The sequence below is a fragment of the Rickettsia peacockii str. Rustic genome, assembly GCF_000021525.1.
In the GTDB taxonomy this organism is placed as follows: Bacteria; Pseudomonadota; Alphaproteobacteria; order Rickettsiales; family Rickettsiaceae; genus Rickettsia; species Rickettsia rickettsii.
This window is the reverse complement of sequence record NC_012730.1, coordinates 499,660-523,594: the sequence shown is the minus strand read 5'-3', so window position 1 is coordinate 523,594 and position 23,935 is coordinate 499,660. Positions and strand designations below refer to the sequence as shown.

Genomic DNA, 23,935 nt, shown 5'->3' with positions numbered 1-23,935 from the left:
ATTATTAACTTTTGTTAACGTTTCTTGGCGTTAATATTAAAGATGATGAGCATGTCTGATATAACAGCTACATTAAAATATAAATTCGATAATTTAAAAGAGCATCTTAACAATTCTTATTCTCGCTCTCAAATAGAAATAATTCTAGGAGAATTGAGTAGTTTACAAAGCGAAGCAGCTTCATATGGCTTGAATTTTGACATATCCAATCTAAAAGAAACTGCTGAAACTAAGCTCAAGAACTATGAAGTAGAACAATCTATTGAGAAAGCTAGGGTTCAAGAAGAATTTCTAAAATCACAAAGAGTAATAAAACTTGCCGAAGAAGAAAAAGAAATCGCACAAAGAATTGCTGCACTTAATAATTTGTATAATGAATTTATAAAAAATATTACTAAAGATACTAAAAGAATTGAAGAAAGTAATAAGCGTTTAGATAAGATAATAAATAAACTAGAAAAGGAAAACATTATTGATCATGAAGAGTTAAATCGTGAAATATTAACTCATGAAGAAATATTTAAACTAAATCAAGCGTATAAAGTATTACATAAAAACCATAAAAAAATAACTGAAGAACACAAACAAGCACATACAGAATTAAATGAATTAAATAAAACAATAACGAATTTATCACAACAATTACAAGAAAAAGGCTTAGCACCAAAAAAAGTTAAAGCATTAAAAGGAGAATTAGAATTTCACCAAGAAATGTTAAAAATACGTAAGGCACATGTAGAGAAGATTGAAAATAGTAAAAAAATATTAGATCAAGAAATTATTAAACATGAAAAAGAACACAACATAAATAAAGATAAAATAAAGAAATTAGGAAGTGATATTAAAGAGCGTTATAAAAAAGAACCAGAAAAATATTTAGATGCATATGAAAAATATTTAGTTCTAAAACATCAGCATAAAGCAATTAAGACAGACGGCGTTGTAAAAGATATAGAGCATCATAATAAAGTACTAAATAAAATTAACGTGGATAAAACTAAATCTTTAGCTAATAAAATCAGAGCACAAACACAAGTAAAAGATACTAATACTGGGAGTTTATCTCCTGCTCGTACTCCTAATATTAAAGTTACAAATAATAAAACGAGAGGAATTTAACTAAATTAGTAATTATTATGTCTAAATTTAAAAATTTAACTCCTGAACAAAGAAAAGCAGCTTTAGAAGCTGCAAAAGTACAATTTGAAGAACAACAGCAAAAACATAACGCAATATTTAAAGAAGCTATGCAAGCGAGTAGTCAAGTCCACCAATATAATCAAGATTTAGGTAATTGTGTGGATAATGCTTCCAAAGATATCAAACTTGCCGGTAAAGCTTCTAAAGGCGTATGTGAAATAATATAACATTCTAAAAGCTGTAACTATATAGTTGCAGCTTTTGTATCATTTTGAATTAAGCTCGAAAGACCTATTGCCTGTATTTTTTCTGACAATTTAAAGCTAATCTCACCTGGAAATATTACATTAATTTGATCAAGTTTTAAATCTTCTAAAGATATTTGCATTGATTTTGTAATGCTCGGTGTATTTGTATATTTAATTTCAAACCCCAAACGTTTTCCATTTTTAAAAATTAAAAGATCTATTTCCGCTCCATTATGAGATGACCAAAAATAACATTCTTCGGGTTCGGCTTTATAATATCTAACAATTTGTTCTAAGGCAAATCCTTCCCATGATGCACCTATTTTAGGATGAGTGCTTAAAGCTTCATAATTATTTAAGCCTAATAAAGCGTGATATATTCCACTATCTCTAAAAAAGATTTTTGGAGTCTTAACTTGTCTTTTTTTAAGGTTTTCATACCAAGGCTGCAAAATACGGATCATAAAAGTTCCCTCTAAAATATCTAAATAATGCTTTGCGGTATGATATGAGATAGATAAAGAATTTCCAAGTTCTGAAGCATTCAATATATTAGCGTGATAATGGCAAAGCATTAACCAAAACCTACGTAACTGCATAGACGGAATTGTAAAACCTAAATTTGGTATATCTCTTTCTAAAAATGTTTTAATGTAATTCTGACGCCATAAAGCACTTAACTCTTCATCATCTGCAAGATATGATAAAGGAAATCCGCCGCGTATCCATAATTGCTGAGTACCTGACACTTCAGATAAGGTAAACGGTGTCATTTCAATATAACCTATTCTACCTGCTAGTGTTTCAGAACCTTGTTTAATTAAGTCTCTTGATGCACTGCCTAGTACTAAAAACTTAATATCAGTTGTATCAACAAGAACTCTTAAAATAGGGAATAGATTCGGTTTATACTGAATTTCATCAATAATAACAAATCCTTTTAGATCAGACAAAGCAAGCATCGGTTCATTTAATCTTGCTAAATCTAAAGGATTTTCAAGATCAAAAATATTGATTTTAGGAATATTATAAGCCTCTACGAATTGTTTAGAAAGTGTAGTTTTTCCGCACTGTCTTGGTCCTAACAAGGCACAAACTTTATGAGTTTTAAAATGTTTTATTATTGATGAAAGGAATTGTTTTCTAAGCATTTAAATTAGTACTATGAAAATTAGAAACATAACGTCTAATTCTCAGTATAGAAAGAAAAAACGACAAAGTCAAAACGCTTTGTCTCGTGCTGCAACTATAATCGCATGTATTTTTTTAAGCGTCCGGTCAAAGTCATCGTTAGTAACTACATAATCATACTCATTAGCATGTGATATTTCGTTTTGTGCCGACTGCATACGTAATTTTATTGCTTCTTCATTATCGGTCGCTCTATTTCTTAAGCGTTGTTCCAATACTTCAATATTAGGAGGCAATACAAATATAGCAACAACATTAGTAGCATTTTTCTTAATACTCCGTGCTCCTTGCCAATCAATATCAAACAAAACATCCAAGCCTTGATTTAATAACATTTCGACATATTCTTTAGGCGTACCGTAATAATTATCGTATATTTTAGCATATTCAAGGAATTTATTCTGCTTAACTAATTCTTCAAACTCTAGACCAGTCTTAAAGTAATAGTTTATGCCCTCTACTTCTCCTAAACGTGGTTTTCTTGTAGTTGCCGAAATAGATAAACGCAAATTATTATCTATTTTCAATAATGCTTTAGCTAAACTCGACTTACCTGTACCTGAAGGGGAAGATAAAATTATAATCAGTCCTTTAGAGTTCCTCGAAAGTTCTACTTCTAGAGGTAATTTAGACGTCGCTGCGGTGCTACGTTCCATGTCTCCTTTAAATTCCTCTCTATAAGCGCATTTCTGAAGAACTCTTTTATTTTTTGTTGTCATATTTTATGTTTTATTTCGTAGGTACAGCATATTTCAGAAAGATTTAGACAAGATGAATTTAAATGCAAGCCTGCGAAAGCAGTAGGTAAACTACGTGAGTGAGTACAGGCGAGTCATGCAAAATTCACTTGTATCAAGCTTTATGAATTATTCCGTACTTTTCTTTTTATTACCTCATCCATAGTACAATTAAAATATTTTGCTATTTTTAAAATAGTATCTATTTCAGGGTTGAATTCACGATTAGCTTCCGCTCTCATAATTCTGCTAACAGTAGTATAAGGGATATTAGTGACTTCGGCAAGATATTTACGATCTATCTTTTCTTGTTTTAATTTTTCTTCTAAAAATTCTTTTACTTTAGTAGCAAGTGCCATATTAATAACCTCTGAATAAATAAAGGATAGATATATACAAAGTGTGTCGAGTATTACCAGCCTTGTTACATGGATCGAAAAGCCTACTCAATGTCATTCCCGCGTAGGCAAAAATCTAGTAAAACCATATAAAAACAAGTTTTTATATGGTTATTTTATCAAATATATAACTTCTGTAGCAATGTTGAAGTTATTTTGCTGAATCCCCACCTACACGGGAAAGCTTTGTTGCTAGTATTTTTTATTGTTGTTTGGCCCCCCGTGGTCAAGCCACGGGGTGACACACAGGGGATTGTACCGATCCATACAACAATGCCTACGCGGTAATGACATAGAGTACAAAAAAACAGAAATTACTCCTTAGGCAATAATACTTGTACAAATTCCGTTTTAGATAGATCAGCTGCTACGTTTACCATAACATCATGTTCTGTCACTTTAGACACATAGCCTACTAAAATACCTGCAGGATAAATATTACCGTGTCCAGAGGTTACTATCTCCTCATCTTTCTGTACTAAATGATTGTTAGGCAAGTATAAAATTTTACTATTATTATTATTACCTGCTAAAATACCTTGTTCTCTTGAAGAATTAGCTTTAATAGGTATTCTAGAATTAACATCGCTAATTAACATTACTTTCGCATAATTATTACTCACTTCTATTACTTTTCCTACTAATTTTCCTGTATTAACAACGATTTGATCAGGTTCAATGCCTTGCTTTTTACCTGCAGAAATCAAAGCAGTTCTAGAAAAGGGATTAAAGGAAACACTCAGTAATTTAGTAGTAATATATTCAAATTCTTCTTCCTCAGCAATCGTTAACAAATCTTTTAATGCAATGTTTTCGGCTCTTACCAATTCTACTTCACTTTGTAAATGTTGTAATCTTGCTATCTCAAGTTTAAGTTCTATATTTTTTCGTTCTAAATCTTGAAAATAAACAAATTTTTGTGTTATTGAATTTATATATTCAAATATATCTTCATACACTGCTAAACCGATTGATACTATACTACCGGTTACTTCAAGTGATATACTAGATATTTTTTTAGGTGTAGCAAAAAATAAATATACAGACAATCCAAGCCCAAATATAACAAAAAAACGCTTAAGAGTATTTGATATTATTCTTATTAATTCTAATGAATTTGAAGAATTTTTTACTCTATTTGCAAGTATTGCCATTTTTAATCCTGTTAATCCTGTTTAAATAGTACATGTTTTAGCTTTGTAAAATCTTCAAGTACTTTTCCTGTTCCAAGTGCCACACAAGAGAGGGCATCATCTGCAACTATTACTGGCAATTTAGTGGCTTCACTAAGAACAAAATCAAGATTTCGTAATAATGAGCCGCCGCCTGTTAAAACAATTCCCTTATCAACTATATCTGAAGATAATTCAGGAGGTGTTGCTTCTAGTGCTACTTTTACCGCTTCAACAATTTGACTTACCGGTTCAATTAGACTATCAGCAATTTGTCTTTCGTTCAATATCATTTCTTTAGGAATACCGTAAATTAAATCACGTCCTTTAATTTCCATCTTTCTCGGCTCAGCATTTTCATCTACATAAGCCGTACCTATTTCTTGCTTTATCTTTTCGGCAGTAGCCTCACCTATCAATAGGTTATAGTGCCTTCTTATATATGAGATAATAGCTGCATCCATCTTATCACCGCCGACTCTTACCGACCTTGCATATACTATGCCCCCTAGTGACAAAACTGCAACTTCGGTAGTGCCTCCTCCAATATCAACAATCATCGAACCGGTTGCTTCCGTTACGGGTAGCCCTGCCCCGATCGCTGCCGCCATAGGTTCTTCAATTAAATAGACATCCCTACCCCCTGCACTTTCTGCTGCTTCTTGGATAGCACGACGCTCAACCGGCGTAGAACCGGAAGGCACACAAATAACAATTGTCGGCCCAAAAAAAGAGCGACGATTATGTACCATTCTAATAAAATACTTTATCATTTCCTCTGCACCCTTAAAATCGGCAATAACACCATCTTTTAAAGGTCTTTTTGCTTCAATATCCGTAGGAGTACGCCCAAGCATCATTTTTGCTTCATGACCATAAGCATAAGGCACAAAAGCACCGTCTTTTTTTATTAACGCAATAACAGAAGGTTCCCTTAGAACAATTCCACAATTTTTTTGATAGACAATAGTATTTGCCGTACCAAGATCTATGGCCATACCGGAAGAAAACCCTTCCAAAAATTTCATTATCATTTTATTTTTTCTCTCTAAATTCTAAAAACACTTCTATAGAACTGTTAACAAAATAAACAGTCCCATAGTAAATAAGAATTTAATATAGACGAAGTTTAATTTGGAAAAGAGCGAGAAGCCTCGGAATTTTTGACCGCAGTGTAGAATACTAAGTGAGGATCAACAATGAGAAGCGACAATGCCAATTTTTCAAATTAAACTTCGTCTATATTAAATTTCTTTATAATGTAACATAATAAAGTTACTAATAAAAAATATTAGCATACTAGGTAATAAAATAGCAGCAATTAAAGACAAATTATTATAAGTAAGTATTTTTAATAATATTTCTGATAACGAATATGCTATAAAACCTGAAAATAAACCTAATAGCAGTATTTTTTCTTGGGAATTATCACGCTGTTTAAGACTAATAAAACAACTTGCTAAAATTACGGTTGCCATCATCATTATAGGCTTAAATAATTGCTTGTAATAATAAATTTGATAATTAATAGCCGGTAAACCTGAATTTAATAATTCATTAATTAATTTAGGTAAAGCCCAAATAGAAACCATTTCAGGACGAATAAATTTATTTACTAAACTATTAATTGATAAATTTGTCTGCATAGTTAAATTATTGTAAGCCTTAGTTTCCTCTTTTGTGAAAACCTTAACTCTATTTAAATGTAACATTTTATTTTCAATAATACCGTATAATGCATCAATTCTCTTTAAAAAAGAATTATTATGATCAACAAATAAAATTGTAATATTATTTAATTTTTTCTCGGCAACATTAATAAATTGTGTTTGGATAATTTGAGTTTCATCATTTAAAGATTCAAAAAATAATAAGCCTGATTTAGATATTATACCCTCACTCAAGGCTTTTTTAGTTAGTTTTGCTTCTAATAACTCATATTTTTGTAAGCCTATAGTACCGATAGGATTTAATATAGTCGTAAAAACTATACCTAACATTAAAGTTACAATACATGGAATAACAAGCACTTGCCAAATATGAATACCGCTAGATAACATAGCCGTTAATTCATTATTTTTTGTTAGATTTCTAAGAAAAAATAACATAGCGGTAAAACTAATTAATGAAGATACTTGACCTAGTAAATAAGGAATCTTATATAAGATAAGTCTCCAAAAAAAACTAAAAGGAACATAAATATTTTTGAATTTTTGTAAAAGATCAAAAACATTTGAGATAATTAATAGCCCGATTAAAAGAAATAATATAATAAAGAAACACTTAGAATATAATTTAGTAAGATACCAAGAAAGTGTTTTTAGATTAATCATTATAAATTCAGTGCTAATGCGGATTTAAATAAGAATTTGTGTGGTGGGGCTGGTAGGACTTGAACCTACGACCACACCGTTATGAGCGGCGTGCTCTAACCAACTGAGCTACAGCCCCTTTTCATTTGAAATTTATATAATTATTATGCAGTTAAGTCTAGTAAAATTTTTATATTTTTGAGGTATCGCCTAAAAAACAGGGCAATATGGTTCAGTGTTTTCGTCATTGTGAAGAATTACAAAGTAATTGACAAAGCAATCTCAGGAGTTTGTTGTTATTTCATGAGATTGCCACGCAGCCTATGGCTTGCAATGACGGTTTGGTATCCACGCATCAACGCTTTCGCAATAATAACATCAAGTTATAAATAAAAAAAGGCCGAGTAGTAAACTCGACCTTTTAGGATACTATAATTAGTAAATAATTTTAGTGGTGTACAACTGTTACAGCTCTACGATTATAGGCAAAAGCTTCTTCAGTATTACCCATCATAGCAGGTCTATCTTTACCATAAGAGATTGTATTTAATCTGTTATGATCGATTCCTTTATGAGCTAAGAATTTTTTCGCTGCTGCTGCTCTTCTTTCACCTAAACCTAAGTTATAGTTTTTGGTACCTCTTTCATCGCAATGTCCTTCAACAGTAACTTTTACTTCAGGATGCTTTGATAACCAGCAAGCTTGTCTCTCTAGTTCTTCTTTAGCCTTTGGTGATAAAGCAGAGCTATCAAAAGCAAACCATACTGCATTTCCTGCATGCTTCTCAAAATCTTTCATTAATGAAGTTTCTTCACTTTGGTTCATATTACCGTCAAATTGCGGTGCTCTTTTTGTTGTATTACACCCTGCAAGCACACATAATGCAAGAAAAGCTAATGTAATTTTTGTTTTCATAATTAAACTCCTTGAGATTATAATTTATTAATATTGAATTCATTTTAGCTAGTCATAAAACTAAACTAACCAAAAGCTATGTGAGTTAGTATATATCATTATTTTATTAGTTTAAAGGCTAAAATATTATAAAATGCAATTACTCATGTATAAATGTGGTAAAAATATCATTTAATACAAGTATATACTTACAAGTATATACTTTGGATAATAGATAGATGCAGTTTAATGGGGAAAAGAGGAATCGATTTTGAAGCTTATAACCGCAGCGTATATATAATATGTGAGAATTATAAGCAAATAAGTAGTGTTGCCAATTTTTCAAATAGACATCTTCAGAAACTCGCTTATAGAGAGGAATTTGAAGGAGACACGGCACGCAGAACCGCAGCGTACATAGAGGTACGTGAGGATTCGAGTACAGGATCAACGTACAAATTACCTCTAGTAGTAGAGTTTCCGAAGATGTCTAATAAAACGAGTATATTCACCATCTAATGAATGCACTGCCCCAAGTAAGGCCTGCACCGATAGCTGAAAATAGTAGAATATCACCTTTTTTTATTTTGCCTGATGCTTTGAGAGTACTCAAAGCAAGCGGAATAGAAGCAGCAGAGCAGTTAGCATGTTTGTCTACGGTTTTCACTACTTTATGCTCTTCTATATTTAATAGTTCAGCGAGTTTATTTATAATACGGATATTTGCTTGATGAGGTATAAAATAATCAATATCGCTTACACTGAATTGATTAGCATGCAGTAAATCTTTTATAGATTGTTGCATTTTTTCTATTGCATGACGAAATAATTTTTGCCCCTGCATAACTATTTTGCCACTAATACCGTTCATACTTACACCACCGTTTGTGTATAATATTTCATCATAATCAGCGCCGCTTGAGAAGATATTACTATCTATTAAACCGGAATCATCACTACTACGCTGTAATATTACGCTACCGGCCCCATCACCAAATAAAACGCAAGTAGTCCTATCATTCCAATCTAATAACGACGTCATTTTCTCGGCTCCTATAAGCAAAATAGTTTTATATTTATCTGATGAGATAAGAGAATTTGCTACTTGTAAACCATAAACAAAGCCGGCACATACTGCTTGTAAATCAAAAGACGGTATATTAGTTAAACCAAGATAACCTTGAAGCTTAGAGGCAACCGAAGGGAAGCTATTATCGGGAGTAGTAGTACATATAATAATTAAATCAATATCATTTACCGATATCCCTGCATCTGCTATAGCTTTTTCAGCTGATTTTAAAGCAAGATGGGAAGTATATTCTGTATCACCTGCTATATGACGCTGCGTAATACCTGTTCTTGTTCTAATCCATTCATCGTTAGTATCTACGAATTTTGCAAGCTCGTCATTACTAACTATTTTTGAAGGAAGATACCCGCCGCAACCAATAATTTTACAGGTCATAAATCTTTTAGGCTACTTCTTCTTCAGTTTTAATTTTCTTTGTTACTACTAGACGATTATTATAAGTACCGTCGACTAAAGAAACGTGATGCGGAAGCTTATATTCACCGGTTTGCGAATCAACTATTACGTTAACTTTGCCAAGTGCTAAGTGCGAACGTCTCATATTACGTCTTGATTTTGATGTTTTTTTCTTTGGAACTGCCATTATTAGCCTCTCTAAATATAAATTAAAAAGTATTTGTCAAATTAGTGAAGCAGTATATTATAATCTTGTAATAAAATCTAGATAAAATTAAACTTATGAAAATTTTTATAACATACATTTTTAGTATATTAGCCTTTTTTTCCTTAAGCGGCTGCAAAACTATCGAAAATAGAGGGCAATCTATAGATGATTCGGCACTTGTAAAATTAGAGTCTAAAAAACTAAATAAAACAGAAGTCGTAGAGTTAATAGGTACGCCTACTATAGTACCGGAATATTCCCAAAATACCTGGTATTATGTTGAAAGAGTTATGTCTCAAAGAGCTTGGCTCAATCCAAAAATTGAAAAGCAGAAGATAGTAAAAATTACGTTTGATGCTAATAATTTTATGCAGGAAGTAGTAGTAATAGATGATTCTCATAGACAAGATATAGAAAGAGTCCATGAATATACTAGGACATATGGAACGGAACTTAACGGACTACAAAAATTTGTTAAAAATTTAGGTAGATTCAATAAAACCACTGACAGAAATAAAAACAAAAGCAAAAATAAGAAAAAGAGATAAGTACCTTAATCATCATTGCAAGATGGCTTATCTGTGTAGATACCTAATCGTCATTGCGAGCCATAGGCTGCGTGGCAATCTCATGAAATAACAACAAACTCCTGAGATTGCTTAGTCAATTACTTACGTAATTTCCTCGCAATGACGATTTGATACTCACACAGGCGTAACACCAACACCCATAAAACAAAAAACTATCTAATATGATTTCGATATTTAGTAAATTAAAACAAAGTTTATCTAAAACTTCTAATAAAATATCGGAAGGTATCGACAAAATATTTTACAAGAAAAAATTAGATGCAGAAACTCTAGAAGAGCTAGAAGAGCTACTTATCTCAAGTGATATGAGTGTTTTGGTAGTAACTAATATTATTGAAGAGTTTAAAAAGGTAAAATTTGACAAAGAAATAGATAGTGATACAGTAAAAGAAGCCCTTGCTAAATTAATAGAGCAGCAGCTATCAAAATCAGAAATTCCTTTTACTTTAAGCGAAAATAAATTAAACGTAATTTTAGTTTGCGGTGTTAACGGAGCAGGTAAAACCACGACTATAGGTAAGCTTGCTGCAATGTACTCGGCACAAGGGAAAAAAGTAGCAGTTGCAGCCTGCGATACTTTTAGAGCAGCTGCCGTAAATCAGCTAAGTACTTGGGCAGATAGAGCAAATGTACTACTTATTACCGGTGAAGAATCGGCTGACCCCGCAAGTGTTGCTTATCGCGGGATGGAAGAATCGATAAAACAAAATATCGATATACTTTTTATCGATACAGCAGGTAGGCTTCATAATAAGAAAAATTTGATGGATGAACTGTCTAAGATTGTAAAAGTTATAAAAAAACTAGACGAGAATGCCCCCACTCATAGCGTTTTAGTCATTGATGCTATTACCGGACAAAATACCTATAACCAAGTAGAACATTTTAATGATGCTACTAATTTGACGGGGCTTATCGTGACTAAACTAGACGGCAGTGCTAAAGCGGGCGTAATTGTCGGAGTAGTACAAAAATTTAATTTACCCTTATACTTTATCGGTATAGGCGAGAAGATAGAGGACTTAAAAATATTCAACCAACATGATTTTGCTAGAAATATAGTGGGGTTGTGAGGTTTTGCTACGTCATTGCCCGCACGAATATTGAGTCGTCATTGCGAGTAGCCGTAAGCTGCACGGTAATCTCATGAAGTAATAATAAACTCCTGAGATTGCTTCGTCAATTACTTACGTAATTTCCTCGCAATGACGATCTAATTAAAAATAAAATCATAAAATGACTCAAAAAAATACCTTATTGCTCATAGATGGATACGGATTTGTTTTTAGAGCCTATTATGCACAACAGCCTTTAACTTCACCAAAAGGCGAGCCTGTCGGTGCTCTTTACGGTTTTACTTCAATGCTGCTAAAATTACTGAGCGACTTTAAGCCTAAACATGTCGCTGTAGTATTTGACAGCGGCGGGAAAAATTTTCGCCATCAGATTTATCCCGACTATAAAGCTAACCGCCCTCCACCCCCTGAAGATTTAATTGTACAATTACCTTTAGTTCGTGATGTTGCAAGTAACTTAAATTTTCCTATTCTAGAGAAGAACGGTTATGAAGCCGATGACATTATCGCAACCTTTGCTACTAAAACTGCTGCACTTGGCGAACATGTAGTCATTATCTCTTCCGATAAAGATTTATTACAGCTAATGACTGAAAACATCAAGATATATGATCCGTTAAAAGGGAAATATATTACGGAGGATGATGTGGTTAAAAAATTTGGCACTACTTCTGATAAATTACGTGAAGTAATGGCTTTAATCGGCGATAGATCGGATAATATTCCGGGTGTACCATCTATTGGACCAAAAACTGCAAGTAGTCTTATAACACAATTTGGTTCTGTAGAAAATATATTTAACTCTTTAGACCAAGTCTCAAGCGTAAAACAACGTGAAACTTTACAAAATTCAAGAGAAACGGCGTTAATTTCATGGCAGTTAATAGGGCTTAATTCTAATGTTGATTTAGATTTTCAGCTAAATAATTTAGAATGGTCACCTCCAAATAGCGATAAATTAACAGGATTTTTACAGGAATACGGTTTTAGATCTTTATATAAAAGAGTAGAAAATTTATTGGATATTAAAATTAACGACTACAAAGAGATAGCAGATAATAAAGTAACGGAAATAAAAGAAATTAATAATGCTAATGAGTTAGCAGACTTTGCTAAAGAAGCCACGAAAATAGGAATATTCGGGATATATTTATTACAGCATAAAGGAGCTAATCTTGCTTTTATTTTATCACTGCAAAACCAAAGCTATATTATTAAAATTTCAAACACTTCTCATGATCTATTTTCTTATAATACTAAAACTAATAACAACTGGTTTTCGAATATAATCTTCAATTTACTAACCGATAAATCCATAAAAAAAATTACTTACTCTCTTAAACCTCTACTTAAATTTTATGCAAACCAATCTCATGACATTACGGCTATAGAAGATTTAGAATTAATGCAGTATGCGTTATCTGCCGGTTTATCACAGAAAAATTTATTTAAAGAAGTTTTGAAAGAAACTTGGATAGAAAATATAATTATCGAATCAGCAAAAATAGTAATAAACTTTATCACACTTTATAAGCAAACTATATGGGAACTTAAAGACAACAAAACCTTTAGACTTTATAGCAACATTGATTTACCTATTTGTTTTATTTTAGATAAAATGGAGAAAGTGGGTATTACAGTAGATGCTAATTACCTAAAACAATTATCCGCTGAATTTGGAACAGAAATTCTAAAACTTGAAGAAGAAATTTTTGCTCTTAGCGGAACTAAATTTAATATTGGTTCGCCAAAACAATTAGGCGAAATCTTGTTCGAAAAAATGCAATTACCTTTCGGTAAAGCTTCAGCTAAAGCAAGCTCTTACTCAACGGGAGCGGAAATACTAGAAAAACTTAGTGAGCATGGATATAATATTGCAGATTTGTTATTAAGATGGAGGCAACTAACAAAATTAAAGAATACCTACACCGATAGTTTGCCGAAACAGATAGATAATATAACACATAGAGTACATACGAAATTTTTACAAACTTCTACCACTACAGGAAGACTTAGCTCACAGGAACCTAATCTACAAAATGTACCTATTCGCTCTAGTGAGGGGAATCAAATCAGACAAGCTTTTATTGCTAAAGAAGGTTATAAATTAATATCTGCCGATTATTCTCAAATTGAGCTTAGAATATTAAGCCATATCGCAAATATAGATGCACTAAAACAAGCATTTATCAATAAAGACGATATCCATACTCAAACTGCTTGTCAGATCTTTAACTTACAAAAACACGAACTAACTAGCGAACATAGGCGTAAAGCAAAAGCTATAAATTTTGGTATCATTTACGGTATAAGTGCTTTTGGGCTTGCTAAGCAATTAAACGTTACTAACGGCGAAGCATCCGAATATATCAAGAAATATTTTGCTGAATATAAAGGAGTGCAAGAATATATGGAGCAAACAAAAGCTTTTGCAAGTAGCAACGGCTATGTCACAAATTGCTTTGGCAGAAAATGTTTTGTACCTCTAATTCATGATAAAAAGCTTAAACAATTCGCAGAACGTGCGGCTATTAATGCTCCGATTCAAGGAACTAATGCCGATATAATTAAAATTGCTATGATCAATCTAGATCAAGAAATAGAAAAACGTAAACTTAAAACAAGATTAGTACTGCAAATTCATGATGAATTACTATTTGAAGCACCGATTGATGAAGTAGAAATTATAACACCTATTATTAAAAAAATCATGGAAAATTCTACTAATATGGATGTACCGATTATAACCGAAATTAGAGCAGGTAATAACTGGATGGAAATTCATTGAAGGTGTATCATTCCTAGCTAAAGGCGGCGTTATTGCATGACTTGCTGTCATTCCCGCAAAAGCGGGAATCCAGAAAAATAACTTCAACATATAATACAGCATACATATTTGATAAAATAAGCATATAAAAAATTATATATTAATATAACAGTTGAAGAATTTTAAAAGGAGCGTAATGTATGAAAAATTTTATATTTACGTCTGAGTCTCTGAGTCAGTTTCTGAAGGGCATCCGGACAAAATTGCCGATCAAATTTCAGATACGGTACTTGATGAGATTCTAAAACAAGACCCTAACGGTCGTGTTGCCTGTGAAACATTTGTAACAACCGGTCTAGTTCTAGTGAGCGGCCTAGTACCTATGTGGATATTGAGCAAATAGTACGTAGCAAGATACAAGAAATCGGCTATAATAATCCAAATTATGGATTTGACGGTAGCTGTTGTGTCGTAATTTCAGCTATCATTAACAATCACCCGATATAGCTATGGGTGTTGACAATGCAAATGACGATGAAATAGGTGCAGGAGACCAAGGTATGGTTTTCGGTTATGCCTGTAATGAAACGGATAGTTTCATGCCCGCACCGATTTACTACGCTCATTTATTAATGATAAGGCAAGTATATTTACGTAAACAAAATATCTTGTCTTGGCTTAGACCCGATGCACAATCTCAAGTCACGTTACGATATGAAAATAACAAACCAATTGCCATTGATACAGTAGTTTTATCAACTCAGCATCATCCGGAAATACAACAAAAAGACCTTATTGAAGCAGTAATGGAAGAAATTATTAAACAGGCATTACCAAGCAATTTACTGCATAAAGACACTAAATACCTAATTAATCCGACGGGTCGGTTTTTATAGGCGGTCCCGTTGCAGATTGCGGTTTAACCTGTAGGGAAATTATCGTGGACAGCTATGGAGGAATGGCAAGACACGGCGGCGGTTGCTTTTCTGGAAAAGATCCAACAAAAATAGATAGATCGGCTGCTTACATGGCACGCTATATTGCTAAGAATATAGTAGGAGCAGGACTTGCCGATCGCTGTGAAATACAAATATCCTACGCAATAGGCGTAGCTGCTCCCGTATCTGTTTATGCTGAAACTTGCGGTACTAGCACATTAAGCAATGAACAAATTACTAAGCTCATAACACAGCATTTTGATATGCGTCCAGGAAGAATTTAAACATCTTAAGCTTCGCACTCCACGTTATCAAAAAACGGCTTCTTACGGTCATTGCGGCCGAGAAGACGCAAATTTTACATGGGAACAATTAGATAAAGTAGATATATTGAGGTGAGTAATTATTGACATTTATTCATAATACATGATTATTTTGATCCCTGCTTAACTAATTAGTTGAAAATATGGTTGAGAATGTAAATAATGATAGAAAGTTCGGTAACTTAGAAAATTATGATAATCAACTTACAAATACTGCTCTAAACAAGAATAACCAAAATAAGCTGAAAGAACATTATGAAAATATCACTCAAGCCTTAAATAACATACGGAAATATGAGTATGAAGCAAAAGCAACTCAGTACTGCGAAATGCTTGACGATGCCCGTACCTATAATAAATCCACAAAAGATTATAATTTAGGCTCAGTTCATTTTATAACGGCTAAGCGTATAAAGCTTTAAATCCTGACGAAAATACAGGTAAAAAATTAGACCATTTTATGGATGACTTAGATGAGATTTATAAGCAATCCTTTTTACGTAAATTAACTAGCTCAACTGAATTACCACCAGCAGAACAGTTAAAAAAATTTTTAGAAAAAACTACAGATGAAATATATGATAAACTGCAAAAAACCGGAGAAGCATATTTATCATATTCTAATGCTCCTACTAATACAGGATTACATACAAATGTTATAAAATATTCTAAAGAAAACGGAAAAAATTATCGTATATATATAATGCCGGTGCTGGGGTAAGAGCAGATAATTCAAAACTAAATCAAACACCAAAAGATCAATTAATACAGGAGTATTAGAAGATAAAAAATAAGAAGTTAAAACCGATAATACATTCAATAAAAATTCAGAACCTAAAAAACAAACTATCAAAAATAAATTTTATAAAAGTATTTAAGTAAATTAACGAGAAAATTGGGATTAAAATCCATAAGTAATTATTTTAAAGAATTAATTAAAGACCCAAATCTTGAGCAAAATATCAATTTAGAAAAAGAAGCAAAGTTAATAGCAGACAAACATCGACTAACAAAATATATGGAACTTAGCGATAATAAAAATAATAATATGTAATAGTTGAGATTATATCTTACATTTAGTAAAATAAATTAATTATTAAATGGAGATGAAAAATGAACTTAAATCAAAAAATAATAAAGCCAAAAATAGGGTTACTAGAACTAGCTAAGAGTCTTGGTAGCATATCATCAGCATGTAAAGCGATGGGCTATAGTAGAGATAGTTATTACAGATTTAAAGCACTGTATGAAACTGGTGGCGAAGAGGCATTATATGAAATTAGTCGAAGAAAGCCAATAATAGCGAATAGAGTTGATCCAGCGATAGAGAAAGCAGTAATGGATATGGCAATAGAATATCCAGCATATGGTCAGCTAAGAGTATCAAATGAGCTTAAGAAGAGCGGTATACTTGTATCGCCTGGAGGAGTGCGATCAATTTGGTTACGTAATGATTTAAACAATATCAGTAAAAGGCTTAAAGCATTAGAAGCAAAGATGGCTCAGGATGGTATTGTTCTTACTGAATCTCAATTACAAGTGCTAGAGGAGCGTCGTAATGAAAGAGAAGCTCATGGAGAAACCGAGACGCAGCATCCAGGTTATCTAGGATGTCAGGATACGTATTATGTAGGTAATTTCAAAGGTATAGGTAAGGTTTATTCTCAGGTATTTATTGATAGCTATACTAGGGTAGCTGATGCTAAACTATATACTGATAAAACAGCTTTAACTGCTGCTGATATGCTTAATGACCGCGTGTTACCATGGTACGAGACCCAAGGGATACCAATACTTCGTATTCTTACAGATCGTGGGTCAGAATATAAGGGGAATATAGAGCATCATGCTTTTGAGTTGTTTCTAAGTATCGAAGGTATAGAGCATACTACAACTAAGGCATATTCTCCCCAAACAAATGGTATGTGTGAGCGTTTTAATAAAACCATGAAACAAGAATTCTTTGATACAGCTATGCGGAAAAAGATTTATACAGATCTTGATGATTTACAATTAGATCTTGATATTTGGTTAGAGCATTTCAATAATGAGCGACCACATTCAGGAAAATATTGTTATGGAAAAACTCCTATGCAAACTTTTAAGGATAGTAGAAAATTAGCTGTTGAAAAGAATAATGAAATCTTGTATCTTGAATACGTCTCTGACAGTCAAAATTTAACTGACAATCAGGTGCAAAATTTATAGTGTCTGTAAGATCAAATCTTGACTTCTACACTACAACCTAATCTCTGCTTTTGCTAAATCTTTTAAAGTGCGTGATCCGGTGCATAGCATGGTAATTTTAAGCTGCTCGATTATCAATTGTATCTCTTCGAAAAGCAAGCTTTCAGAAGTATCTGCCGCTTTTAAAAATTGACCGGCAAGTCCAAAAATATTAGCTCCTATACGAATTGCTTTTGCACCGTCAATGCCGGATTTTAACCCGCCACTGGTAATAATCGGAATATCTTTTGAAACTTCCCGCACCATTTTTAGAGAATCTAAAGTCGGGATTCCCCAGTTAATAAAGCTACTAGCTATACGGTTTTGTAACGAATTTGTAGCACGATAAGCCTCTACTTGACTCCAAGATGTCCCACCGCTCCCTGCAATATCAAGAACCTTAACCCCTGCTTCAATAAGACTCTCAGCAACTTTTTTAGATAAACCGTATCCTACTTCCTTAACAATTACCGGAATAGAGAGGTAATGAACCACTTCTCTTATCTTAGGTAACAGCTTTTCCCAGTTTCTATTACCTTCCGGCTGAGTCAGTTCCTGTAACACGTTTAAGTGTAAAATTAAGGCATCGGCTTTAATAGCATCCACTAAATACTGACATTCTTTAGGTGTCACTCCGTAATTAAGCTGTACTGCACCGATATTGGCTAGTAAAGGGATATCGGGAGCTATATGCCTTACTGCAAATGTCTTGATTGTATCCGGTTCCGTTAACAAAACCCGCATAGAGCCAAGCCCCATAGCAATACCGGCTTTTTGAGCGACCTGTGCAAGTCTATAGTTAATATCTCTAGCTCTAGTCGTGCCTCCGGTCATACTAGAAATTAGGATAGGTGCTTGTAAAGATTTTCCGAGGAAAGTAGTAGTTGTATTGACGCTATCGTAGTTAATTTCCGGTAATGCATTGTGAATAAAGTGAATAGATTCAAAACCGCTTTTAAGTGTAGATTCAACGTTTTTCGTAAGATTAATTTCAATATGGTCTTGCTTTCTTTCTATATCTAAATTCTGATCTTTTAGCATTTTCTCACTAATTCTTTTTACACTTAATCTATATTAATATATCTAGGTTCTGTGAAGATTTCTAATTGATTTTTTATTTTGAAGTATTTTTTAGCGAAAATTAATAAGATTTTTGAAGGAATAGTTATTCATATTTCAAAAAAACTTATAATTTGCAGCAAAAAAGAGTCATAATTATGATTATTCTATTAAATGTCCACAGAACCTAAGCATTAAAGAAATAATCAAGTGCTGCAAGTTTTGAAGGTAAGTTTATTAATGGGTCTGAACGCTCAAAATCATAAGCATTGTAAAGGAGTACAGTCTGCTTCTATAATGTAAGCGTGTATATTTTTAGGCTCATTATTTTCTAGCTTATACCCTATAACATAGCTTGAGTATTTTTGTTCGATCAATTCTAAACTCCATTCTATATCCTTATCCCACCATAGTTTTATATGTGGCATTTCTAGCCATTTTAAAAAAAAGCAAAAAATGAGAAGTAGAAAGTGGGGTAAAGCTTATGTTAATATATTGCTTATCATTAAATAACTTGTATTACCTTTAAAATGCCCCGCTTTGAGCTTTATATTCTCCGGCCTGTTGTAATACCAATTAATTTAATTTCTGATAATTGTGTAATTACTTTATGCATTTTATAGCCTCTTATTAATTCACTAAGTAAGTTAAAACTAATCTAAAAAGGAATTATGATAAGATTTGAATATTATCTAACTTTTTTTGAAAAGCAAAAAGTCCTTAGTTTAGAAGTATTTATAAATTGAAATAGCAATAAGACATGGTGGAGCCAGGGGGAGTCGAACCCCCGACCTTTTGAATGCCATTCAAACACTCTACCAACTGAGCTATGACCCCAATATAGTCAATTGATTTGGACTCGCCTGCATCGTCATTCGTCGTTCTCCTATTAGTTAGGTTTAACTCCTCGCTTCTGGTGTGCAAATCCCACTGACTTGACTATAACAAATTAATTCTCTTATACTATAATAATAAGACTAAATCTATAAAATTTAATCTTTATTTTGCTAACAATGTCATAGCATCTCTGGACGACATTATATTATCTACTAATCCAAATTTTTTTGCTTCTTCCGGTGACATGAAATTATCACGTTCCATACTTTTTTCGATATGTTTTAACTCTTGTTCAGTATGTTTACTATACAATTCGTTAAGTAACCTTTTGATTTTTAGGGTTTCTTGAGCGTGGATTTCTATATCGGTAGCTTGCCCTTTATAACCTCCTGATGGTTGATGGATCATAATACGACTGTGAGGTAAACTATAACGCATCCCCTTCTCGCCCCCGCACAGTAAAAGTGAACCCATAGAACAAGCTTGACCTATGCATAATGTAGCCACTTTAGGTTTTATATATTGCATTGTGTCATAAATTGCAAGACCTGCGGTTACAACTCCTCCGGGGGAATTGATATACATATATATATCTTTTTTAGGATTTTCTGCTTCAAGAAACAATAATTGTGCAACAATTAAGTTTGCCATATGATCTTCAACAGTACTACATACAAAGATTATACGTTCTTTTAGCAATCTTGAATATATATCATAAGCACGTTCACCGCGTGATGTTGGTTCAACTACTATCGGTACATACGACATTAATATTTTCTCCTGAAATTGATTAATTAAATAGTTTTTCGTCATTACGAGGAGGTTATTTTAATAACCGACGTGGCAATCTCATGAAGTAGCATATAACTCCTGAGATTGCTTCGTTGAAACTTACAGTTTCTCCTCGCAATGACTTATAATAGAGTATTACTTCTTATCTTCTAAAGCATTAGCAAGTATATCTCCCATATTGGTAGTATTATCACTAGAACCATATGCTTTGAGAGCTTTTTGACGTTCTGCTATTTTATGAGCTTTTACCGATAATAAAATTCTACCGGTTGATTTCTCGATAGAAACAACTTTTGCTTCTATTTCTGTGTCTATTTGAAACATTTCAGACTTCTGCTCGTCTTTTTCATCCGATAGTTCAGTTCTTTTAATAAAACCTGCTACTTTATCGTTTAATAATACTTCGAGTCCCTCATCTTTAACTTCTGTTATAAGGGCTTTAACTATGGTGCCTTTTTTATATTCATCACTGATTTCTTGATATGGATTCGGCGACAATTGTTTTATACCTAAACTAACTTGTTCTTTTTCAATATTAATGGCTAGAACTTTGCATTCTATTTCGTCACCTTTTTTGTATGATTTTAATAGATCCGTTCCTTTATCTTCCCAGCTAATATCACCTTCATGAATCATGCCGTCCATATTATTACCGAGTGCAACAAAAATACCGAAATCCGTAATATTTCTAATCGGTGCTTTAATTATAGTACCGACAGGATTATTTTCAGCGAACTTTGTTAAAGGATTTTCTTGGCATTGTTTAATACTTAAAGAAACACGATGCTTTTCAGTATCGACCTCTAAAACTACGAATTCTACTTCTTGCCCTATAGTTAGCGTTTTTCTAGGATTTTGATTAGATTTTAACCAACTAATTTCGCTTGAATGAACAAGTCCCTCAAGCCCGTCTTTTAATTCTATAAATATGCCGTAATCAGCAAAATTTGTAACTTTACCGGTCATTTGTTTACCGACGGGGAATTCTTCTTTAACTGCTTCCCATGGGTTAGAATCAAGTTGTTTTATACCGAGTGATATTCTGTTGGTTTTTTCATCAAACTTAATAACCATTACTTTAACCTTTTGGTTAAAGTCTAACACTTCTGAAGGATGGTTAACTCTTCCCCAAGAAATATCGGTTAAATGTAATAAACCGTCAACACTTCCAAGATCGATAAACGCACCGTAATCAGTAATATTTTTTACGGTTCCTTCTAATACCATGCCTTCTTTAATTTTAGATAGCATCTCATCTCTAGCTTCGGAACGTGATTCTTCTAAAATAGCTCTTCTTGAAACTACTATATTACCAAGCTTTTTATCCATACTTAAAATTTTAAACGGTTGCTTGATATTCATTATAGAAGTAGGATCTTTAATAGGTCTAACGTCAACTTGGCTTCCCGGTAAGAATGCTACTACACCGGATAAATCCACGGTAAAGCCTCCTTTTACACGACCGAAAATCGTACCGTCGACAAATTCGCCCTTGGAACACATGATTTCTAGTTGTCCCCATAATTCCTCTTTAACTGCTTTTTCACGGCTCAATATTGTTCTGCCGTTACGTCCTTCAATTTTCTCGATGAAAACTTCAACTACGTCCCCAACTTCAGGTAAAGCTAAAAATTCAGACTTAGGTATTCTACCTTCATTTTTTAATCCAACGTCAACAATAATTATATCGTTTTTTATTTCGATTACTTGACCTTTAACTACCGTTTTTTCTTTTATATGACTTGTATCAACGGTTTCAAGCATTTTAGAGAAATCTTCTGCAAATTCGTGATTCATTGCTGCAAGTTGTGGAACAAATCGTTGTTTTAGTTTTATTGACATATTCTTCTCGTAATATTAGCTAAAGTGCCTAGGCTAATAAATTTTTTTTGAAAGGTTAATAAAATTGGATGCTCTTGCATGGCTAGTATGTCATTCCCGCGGAGGCGGGAATCCAGAAAAAGCGAAATTGAGCTTTTAATATTAAAAATTCAGTGTGTTTTTACCTTTTAGTTACTGAATTCCCGCCTCCGCGGGAATGACATACTAGCCATGCAATAACGCCATAAAATCGAATAAAATAACCTAGCACTTTTTCAAGTTATTTTATTCTTTATATAATTTGTTACTTCTTCTACGACTTCCATAGCCGAAAGCTTTGAAGTATCGATAATTAAAGCATCTGAAGCCGGTAATAACGGTGCAGCTTTTCGCTCTTTATCTCTTTTATCTCGCAAAATTATTTGCCGTAAAATCTCATCGAGTATACATGTTTTTCCTTTTGCTTGCAACTGCTTATATCGTCTTTCAGCCCTAATTTGAGGATTTGCGGTTATAAAAATCTTTAAATCGGCGTCAGGTGCAACAACGGTGCCTATATCCCTACCCTCCATAATCATTCTAGGTGTTGTTTTTACTAGATTAATCAGGTATTTGTTTAGATTATTTCTAATTTCACTTATTACGGCAATTTGCGATGCTATATTTCCTATATTCTCATTCTCTAAGTCAAAATTATTGTCGAGTTTTAATTCTTTAGATAAAGCAATTACCGCATCTATATCAGTGACATCTATTTTTTGACTAATACAGTCAAACGCAAGCTGCCTATAAACAATACTTGACTGAAAATATTTAAGAGAAAATTTCTTGGCCAGTATTAAACCGATAGTCCCTTTACCTGAAGCAGCAGGACCGTCAAGAGAAATAGTGAAATTTTGAGAAATATCAAAGGCTTTAGTTTTTAAATCCACCATAAAATTATAGACTAAATAATAAAATATTATAAATAATGGAAATAAAGCTTGAAATCTAGTACATTAATGAATTTTTTAAAAAAATAAGGGTTAAAAACTACATATAGATTCAGTAGTACACCCTATGATGGGGTAATCAACAAATTAATTTTTTGATTTACAGCTTTAGCGTATTTTTGAAGGCTTAAGAAATTAGGAATATGATGTCCGCTGTCCATTCGTGCTATTTGCGCTTGAGAATTAGACAGTTTTTTAGCAACATCCGCCTGAGTCATATTAGATGCAAGACGAACCTTTATTAAAGTGCTTGCTATCTCAAATTCCATTTTTCGTTCTTCATAAGCTTTTTTTACTTCGGGGTTTGATAATAACTCTTTTTTAAATTCATCAAAGTTTTTCATTAAAACCTTCCTTTAATCTTAAGTTTTAGTTATTGAAATAGCTGTTTTAGGAGTTTTTTCTGTTTTTTTAATAAATGTATGCAATATAACTATTTTTTTATCAATATAATCTTTTTAACATATAACTTGAACTAATCAATTGACACTTATCATAATTGTAAATATTATAAGGTCCATAATTCAATAAAGCCAAAACTACATAAAGATTAAAAAAATTATAAGGGTGATTAGCTCAGTTGGTTAGAGCATTACGTTGACATCGTAAAGGTCAGAGGTTCGATCCCTCTATCGCCCACCACCATACAATCAAGCTTTTCACAGTTTAGCACTATTGTCAAAAAATTTATATGCTCCTTATATTCTCCTTTGAGATTACGTTATCA

At 32.7% G+C, this 23,935-nt stretch carries 26 protein-coding genes, 3 tRNA genes and 1 pseudogene; 12 read left to right on the top strand and 18 right to left on the bottom strand.

The window, feature by feature from the left end; all coding sequences use genetic code 11:
• Positions 1-51 precede the first annotated feature (51 nt).
• Together RPR_RS03125 and RPR_RS03120 are read left to right on the top strand one after the other, a co-directional pair.
• Entirely contained in the window at positions 52-1,119 is a 1,068-nt protein-coding gene (locus RPR_RS03125) for a hypothetical protein (RefSeq protein WP_012736650.1), read from the top strand.
• Positions 1,120-1,136: 17 nt separating this feature from the next.
• Positions 1,137-1,367, top strand: coding sequence for a hypothetical protein (locus RPR_RS03120; protein ID WP_085065647.1), 231 nt, complete (start codon positions 1,137-1,139; stop codon positions 1,365-1,367).
• Between the two features lie 17 nt (positions 1,368-1,384).
• On the opposite strand, the gene RPR_RS03115 is transcribed toward RPR_RS03120, so the two are convergent.
• From RPR_RS03115 to pal, 8 genes are all read right to left on the bottom strand, one after another.
• On the bottom strand, positions 1,385-2,539 hold the full coding sequence (locus RPR_RS03115) for an ATP-binding protein (protein ID WP_012736649.1): 1,155 nt from the start codon (positions 2,537-2,539) through the stop codon (positions 1,385-1,387).
• Between the two features lie 69 nt (positions 2,540-2,608).
• Positions 2,609-3,298 carry a guanylate kinase gene (gene gmk / locus RPR_RS03110; RefSeq protein WP_012736648.1) on the bottom strand — a complete coding sequence of 230 codons (690 nt, stop codon included), beginning with the start codon at positions 3,296-3,298 and terminating at the stop codon, positions 2,609-2,611.
• Positions 3,299-3,438: 140 nt separating this feature from the next.
• The gene (locus tag RPR_RS03105) at positions 3,439-3,675 is read right to left on the bottom strand and encodes a helix-turn-helix domain-containing protein (RefSeq protein ID WP_012736647.1); all 237 of its coding nucleotides are present in this window, start codon (positions 3,673-3,675) and stop codon (positions 3,439-3,441) included.
• 353 nt (positions 3,676-4,028) lie between these two features.
• Positions 4,029-4,868 carry a rod shape-determining protein MreC gene (gene mreC / locus RPR_RS03100; RefSeq protein WP_012736646.1) on the bottom strand — a complete coding sequence of 280 codons (840 nt, stop codon included), beginning with the start codon at positions 4,866-4,868 and terminating at the stop codon, positions 4,029-4,031.
• Between the two features lie 11 nt (positions 4,869-4,879).
• Complete coding sequence (locus tag RPR_RS03095; protein ID WP_012736645.1) at positions 4,880-5,920, bottom strand: rod shape-determining protein; 1,041 nt, start codon at positions 5,918-5,920, stop codon at positions 4,880-4,882.
• A gap of 210 nt (positions 5,921-6,130) precedes the next feature.
• Entirely contained in the window at positions 6,131-7,219 is a 1,089-nt protein-coding gene (locus RPR_RS03090; RefSeq protein WP_010977765.1) for an LptF/LptG family permease, read from the bottom strand.
• A 41-nt stretch (positions 7,220-7,260) separates the two neighbouring features.
• Positions 7,261-7,337 (bottom strand) — tRNA-Ile (locus tag RPR_RS03085).
• A 309-nt stretch (positions 7,338-7,646) separates the two neighbouring features.
• A complete protein-coding gene (gene pal, locus RPR_RS03080; RefSeq protein WP_012736644.1) occupies positions 7,647-8,114 on the bottom strand; it encodes a peptidoglycan-associated lipoprotein Pal in 468 nt (155 codons plus the stop codon).
• A gap of 228 nt (positions 8,115-8,342) precedes the next feature.
• Here pal and RPR_RS03075 point away from each other — a divergent pair, with 228 nt between their 5' ends.
• Positions 8,343-8,612, top strand: coding sequence for a palindromic element RPE1 domain-containing protein (locus RPR_RS03075; protein WP_085065646.1), 270 nt, complete (start codon positions 8,343-8,345; stop codon positions 8,610-8,612).
• On the opposite strand, the gene RPR_RS03070 is transcribed toward RPR_RS03075, so the two are convergent.
• Complete coding sequence (locus RPR_RS03070) at positions 8,602-9,558, bottom strand: beta-ketoacyl-ACP synthase III (RefSeq protein WP_012736643.1); 957 nt, start codon at positions 9,556-9,558, stop codon at positions 8,602-8,604. The two genes, RPR_RS03075 and RPR_RS03070, sit on opposite strands and share 11 nt — an antisense overlap.
• Before the next feature lie 7 nt (positions 9,559-9,565).
• Positions 9,566-9,766, bottom strand: a complete 201-nt coding sequence (gene rpmF, locus RPR_RS03065) for a 50S ribosomal protein L32 (protein WP_004997395.1) — start codon at positions 9,764-9,766, stop codon at positions 9,566-9,568.
• A 95-nt stretch (positions 9,767-9,861) separates the two neighbouring features.
• On the opposite strand from rpmF, the gene RPR_RS03060 reads away from it, so the two are divergent.
• The 8 genes and pseudogenes from RPR_RS03060 (at position 9,862) to RPR_RS03015 (ending at position 17,689) form a co-directional block, all read left to right on the top strand.
• Positions 9,862-10,335 (top strand): outer membrane protein assembly factor BamE, encoded by a 474-nt coding sequence (locus RPR_RS03060; RefSeq protein ID WP_012736642.1) that lies wholly within the window; start codon positions 9,862-9,864, stop codon positions 10,333-10,335.
• A gap of 203 nt (positions 10,336-10,538) precedes the next feature.
• The gene (gene ftsY / locus RPR_RS03055) at positions 10,539-11,450 is read left to right on the top strand and encodes a signal recognition particle-docking protein FtsY (RefSeq protein WP_012736641.1); all 912 of its coding nucleotides are present in this window, start codon (positions 10,539-10,541) and stop codon (positions 11,448-11,450) included.
• 163 nt (positions 11,451-11,613) lie between these two features.
• The gene (gene polA / locus RPR_RS03050) at positions 11,614-14,241 is read left to right on the top strand and encodes a DNA polymerase I (RefSeq protein ID WP_012736640.1); all 2,628 of its coding nucleotides are present in this window, start codon (positions 11,614-11,616) and stop codon (positions 14,239-14,241) included.
• A 179-nt stretch (positions 14,242-14,420) separates the two neighbouring features.
• Positions 14,421-15,557, top strand: a pseudogene (gene metK, locus RPR_RS08035) (methionine adenosyltransferase).
• A gap of 67 nt (positions 15,558-15,624) precedes the next feature.
• Positions 15,625-15,903: a hypothetical protein gene (locus tag RPR_RS03025; RefSeq protein WP_085065645.1), complete on the top strand. Its 279-nt coding sequence runs from the start codon at positions 15,625-15,627 to the stop codon at positions 15,901-15,903.
• Positions 15,904-15,941: 38 nt separating this feature from the next.
• Positions 15,942-16,202 (top strand): hypothetical protein, encoded by a 261-nt coding sequence (locus RPR_RS03020; RefSeq protein WP_085065644.1) that lies wholly within the window; start codon positions 15,942-15,944, stop codon positions 16,200-16,202.
• Positions 16,203-16,376: 174 nt separating this feature from the next.
• Positions 16,377-16,535: a hypothetical protein gene (locus RPR_RS08540; RefSeq protein ID WP_187145805.1), complete on the top strand. Its 159-nt coding sequence runs from the start codon at positions 16,377-16,379 to the stop codon at positions 16,533-16,535.
• Between the two features lie 59 nt (positions 16,536-16,594).
• Positions 16,595-17,689, top strand: a complete 1,095-nt coding sequence (locus tag RPR_RS03015; RefSeq protein ID WP_012736483.1) for an IS481-like element ISRpe1 family transposase — start codon at positions 16,595-16,597, stop codon at positions 17,687-17,689.
• A gap of 30 nt (positions 17,690-17,719) precedes the next feature.
• Here RPR_RS03015 and fni read toward each other — a convergent pair whose 3' ends face one another.
• From fni to RPR_RS09890, 8 genes are all read right to left on the bottom strand, one after another.
• The gene (fni, locus tag RPR_RS03010; protein WP_012736639.1) at positions 17,720-18,748 is read right to left on the bottom strand and encodes a type 2 isopentenyl-diphosphate Delta-isomerase; all 1,029 of its coding nucleotides are present in this window, start codon (positions 18,746-18,748) and stop codon (positions 17,720-17,722) included.
• Positions 18,749-19,026: 278 nt separating this feature from the next.
• Positions 19,027-19,194, bottom strand: a complete 168-nt coding sequence (locus RPR_RS08535) for a hypothetical protein (RefSeq protein WP_012736638.1) — start codon at positions 19,192-19,194, stop codon at positions 19,027-19,029.
• A 333-nt stretch (positions 19,195-19,527) separates the two neighbouring features.
• A tRNA-Ala gene (locus RPR_RS03000) sits at positions 19,528-19,603 on the bottom strand.
• 162 nt (positions 19,604-19,765) lie between these two features.
• Complete coding sequence (gene clpP, locus RPR_RS02995) at positions 19,766-20,371, bottom strand: ATP-dependent Clp endopeptidase proteolytic subunit ClpP (RefSeq protein WP_012736637.1); 606 nt, start codon at positions 20,369-20,371, stop codon at positions 19,766-19,768.
• Positions 20,372-20,530: 159 nt separating this feature from the next.
• A complete protein-coding gene (locus RPR_RS02990) occupies positions 20,531-22,237 on the bottom strand; it encodes a 30S ribosomal protein S1 (RefSeq protein ID WP_012736636.1) in 1,707 nt (568 codons plus the stop codon).
• A gap of 254 nt (positions 22,238-22,491) precedes the next feature.
• The gene (gene cmk, locus RPR_RS02985) at positions 22,492-23,151 is read right to left on the bottom strand and encodes a (d)CMP kinase (RefSeq protein WP_012719757.1); all 660 of its coding nucleotides are present in this window, start codon (positions 23,149-23,151) and stop codon (positions 22,492-22,494) included.
• A gap of 122 nt (positions 23,152-23,273) precedes the next feature.
• Positions 23,274-23,552, bottom strand: coding sequence for a helix-turn-helix transcriptional regulator (locus RPR_RS02980; protein WP_012736635.1), 279 nt, complete (start codon positions 23,550-23,552; stop codon positions 23,274-23,276).
• A gap of 18 nt (positions 23,553-23,570) precedes the next feature.
• The gene (locus RPR_RS09890) at positions 23,571-23,645 is read right to left on the bottom strand and encodes a hypothetical protein (protein WP_410526306.1); all 75 of its coding nucleotides are present in this window, start codon (positions 23,643-23,645) and stop codon (positions 23,571-23,573) included.
• A 128-nt stretch (positions 23,646-23,773) separates the two neighbouring features.
• Between RPR_RS09890 and RPR_RS02975 the strand changes: the two genes are divergently transcribed.
• A tRNA-Val gene (locus tag RPR_RS02975) sits at positions 23,774-23,850 on the top strand.
• Positions 23,851-23,935: the final 85 nt, after the last annotated feature.

Coding starts and splice junctions, on each gene's coding strand:
- RPR_RS03075 (WP_085065646.1), top strand. CDS start 8,343: ATGGGGAAAAGAGGAATCGATTTTGAAGCTTATAACCGCAGCGTATAT.
- polA (WP_012736640.1), top strand. CDS start 11,614: ATGACTCAAAAAAATACCTTATTGCTCATAGATGGATACGGATTTGTT.
- RPR_RS03015 (WP_012736483.1), top strand. CDS start 16,595: ATGAACTTAAATCAAAAAATAATAAAGCCAAAAATAGGGTTACTAGAA.
- fni (WP_012736639.1), bottom strand. CDS start 18,748: ATGCTAAAAGATCAGAATTTAGATATAGAAAGAAAGCAAGACCATATT.
- RPR_RS03120 (WP_085065647.1), top strand. CDS start 1,137: ATGTCTAAATTTAAAAATTTAACTCCTGAACAAAGAAAAGCAGCTTTA.
- RPR_RS03060 (WP_012736642.1), top strand. CDS start 9,862: ATGAAAATTTTTATAACATACATTTTTAGTATATTAGCCTTTTTTTCC.
- RPR_RS02980 (WP_012736635.1), bottom strand. CDS start 23,552: ATGAAAAACTTTGATGAATTTAAAAAAGAGTTATTATCAAACCCCGAA.
- clpP (WP_012736637.1), bottom strand. CDS start 20,371: ATGTCGTATGTACCGATAGTAGTTGAACCAACATCACGCGGTGAACGT.
- RPR_RS03090 (WP_010977765.1), bottom strand. CDS start 7,219: ATGATTAATCTAAAAACACTTTCTTGGTATCTTACTAAATTATATTCT.
- RPR_RS08535 (WP_012736638.1), bottom strand. CDS start 19,194: ATGCCACATATAAAACTATGGTGGGATAAGGATATAGAATGGAGTTTA.
- RPR_RS03105 (WP_012736647.1), bottom strand. CDS start 3,675: ATGGCACTTGCTACTAAAGTAAAAGAATTTTTAGAAGAAAAATTAAAA.
- cmk (WP_012719757.1), bottom strand. CDS start 23,151: ATGGTGGATTTAAAAACTAAAGCCTTTGATATTTCTCAAAATTTCACT.
- mreC (WP_012736646.1), bottom strand. CDS start 4,868: ATGGCAATACTTGCAAATAGAGTAAAAAATTCTTCAAATTCATTAGAA.
- RPR_RS03025 (WP_085065645.1), top strand. CDS start 15,625: ATGGTTGAGAATGTAAATAATGATAGAAAGTTCGGTAACTTAGAAAAT.
- RPR_RS02990 (WP_012736636.1), bottom strand. CDS start 22,237: ATGTCAATAAAACTAAAACAACGATTTGTTCCACAACTTGCAGCAATG.
- RPR_RS03070 (WP_012736643.1), bottom strand. CDS start 9,558: ATGACCTGTAAAATTATTGGTTGCGGCGGGTATCTTCCTTCAAAAATA.
- RPR_RS03115 (WP_012736649.1), bottom strand. CDS start 2,539: ATGCTTAGAAAACAATTCCTTTCATCAATAATAAAACATTTTAAAACT.
- RPR_RS03095 (WP_012736645.1), bottom strand. CDS start 5,920: ATGATAATGAAATTTTTGGAAGGGTTTTCTTCCGGTATGGCCATAGAT.
- gmk (WP_012736648.1), bottom strand. CDS start 3,298: ATGACAACAAAAAATAAAAGAGTTCTTCAGAAATGCGCTTATAGAGAG.
- rpmF (WP_004997395.1), bottom strand. CDS start 9,766: ATGGCAGTTCCAAAGAAAAAAACATCAAAATCAAGACGTAATATGAGA.
- pal (WP_012736644.1), bottom strand. CDS start 8,114: ATGAAAACAAAAATTACATTAGCTTTTCTTGCATTATGTGTGCTTGCA.
- RPR_RS03125 (WP_012736650.1), top strand. CDS start 52: ATGTCTGATATAACAGCTACATTAAAATATAAATTCGATAATTTAAAA.
- RPR_RS03020 (WP_085065644.1), top strand. CDS start 15,942: ATGGATGACTTAGATGAGATTTATAAGCAATCCTTTTTACGTAAATTA.
- ftsY (WP_012736641.1), top strand. CDS start 10,539: ATGATTTCGATATTTAGTAAATTAAAACAAAGTTTATCTAAAACTTCT.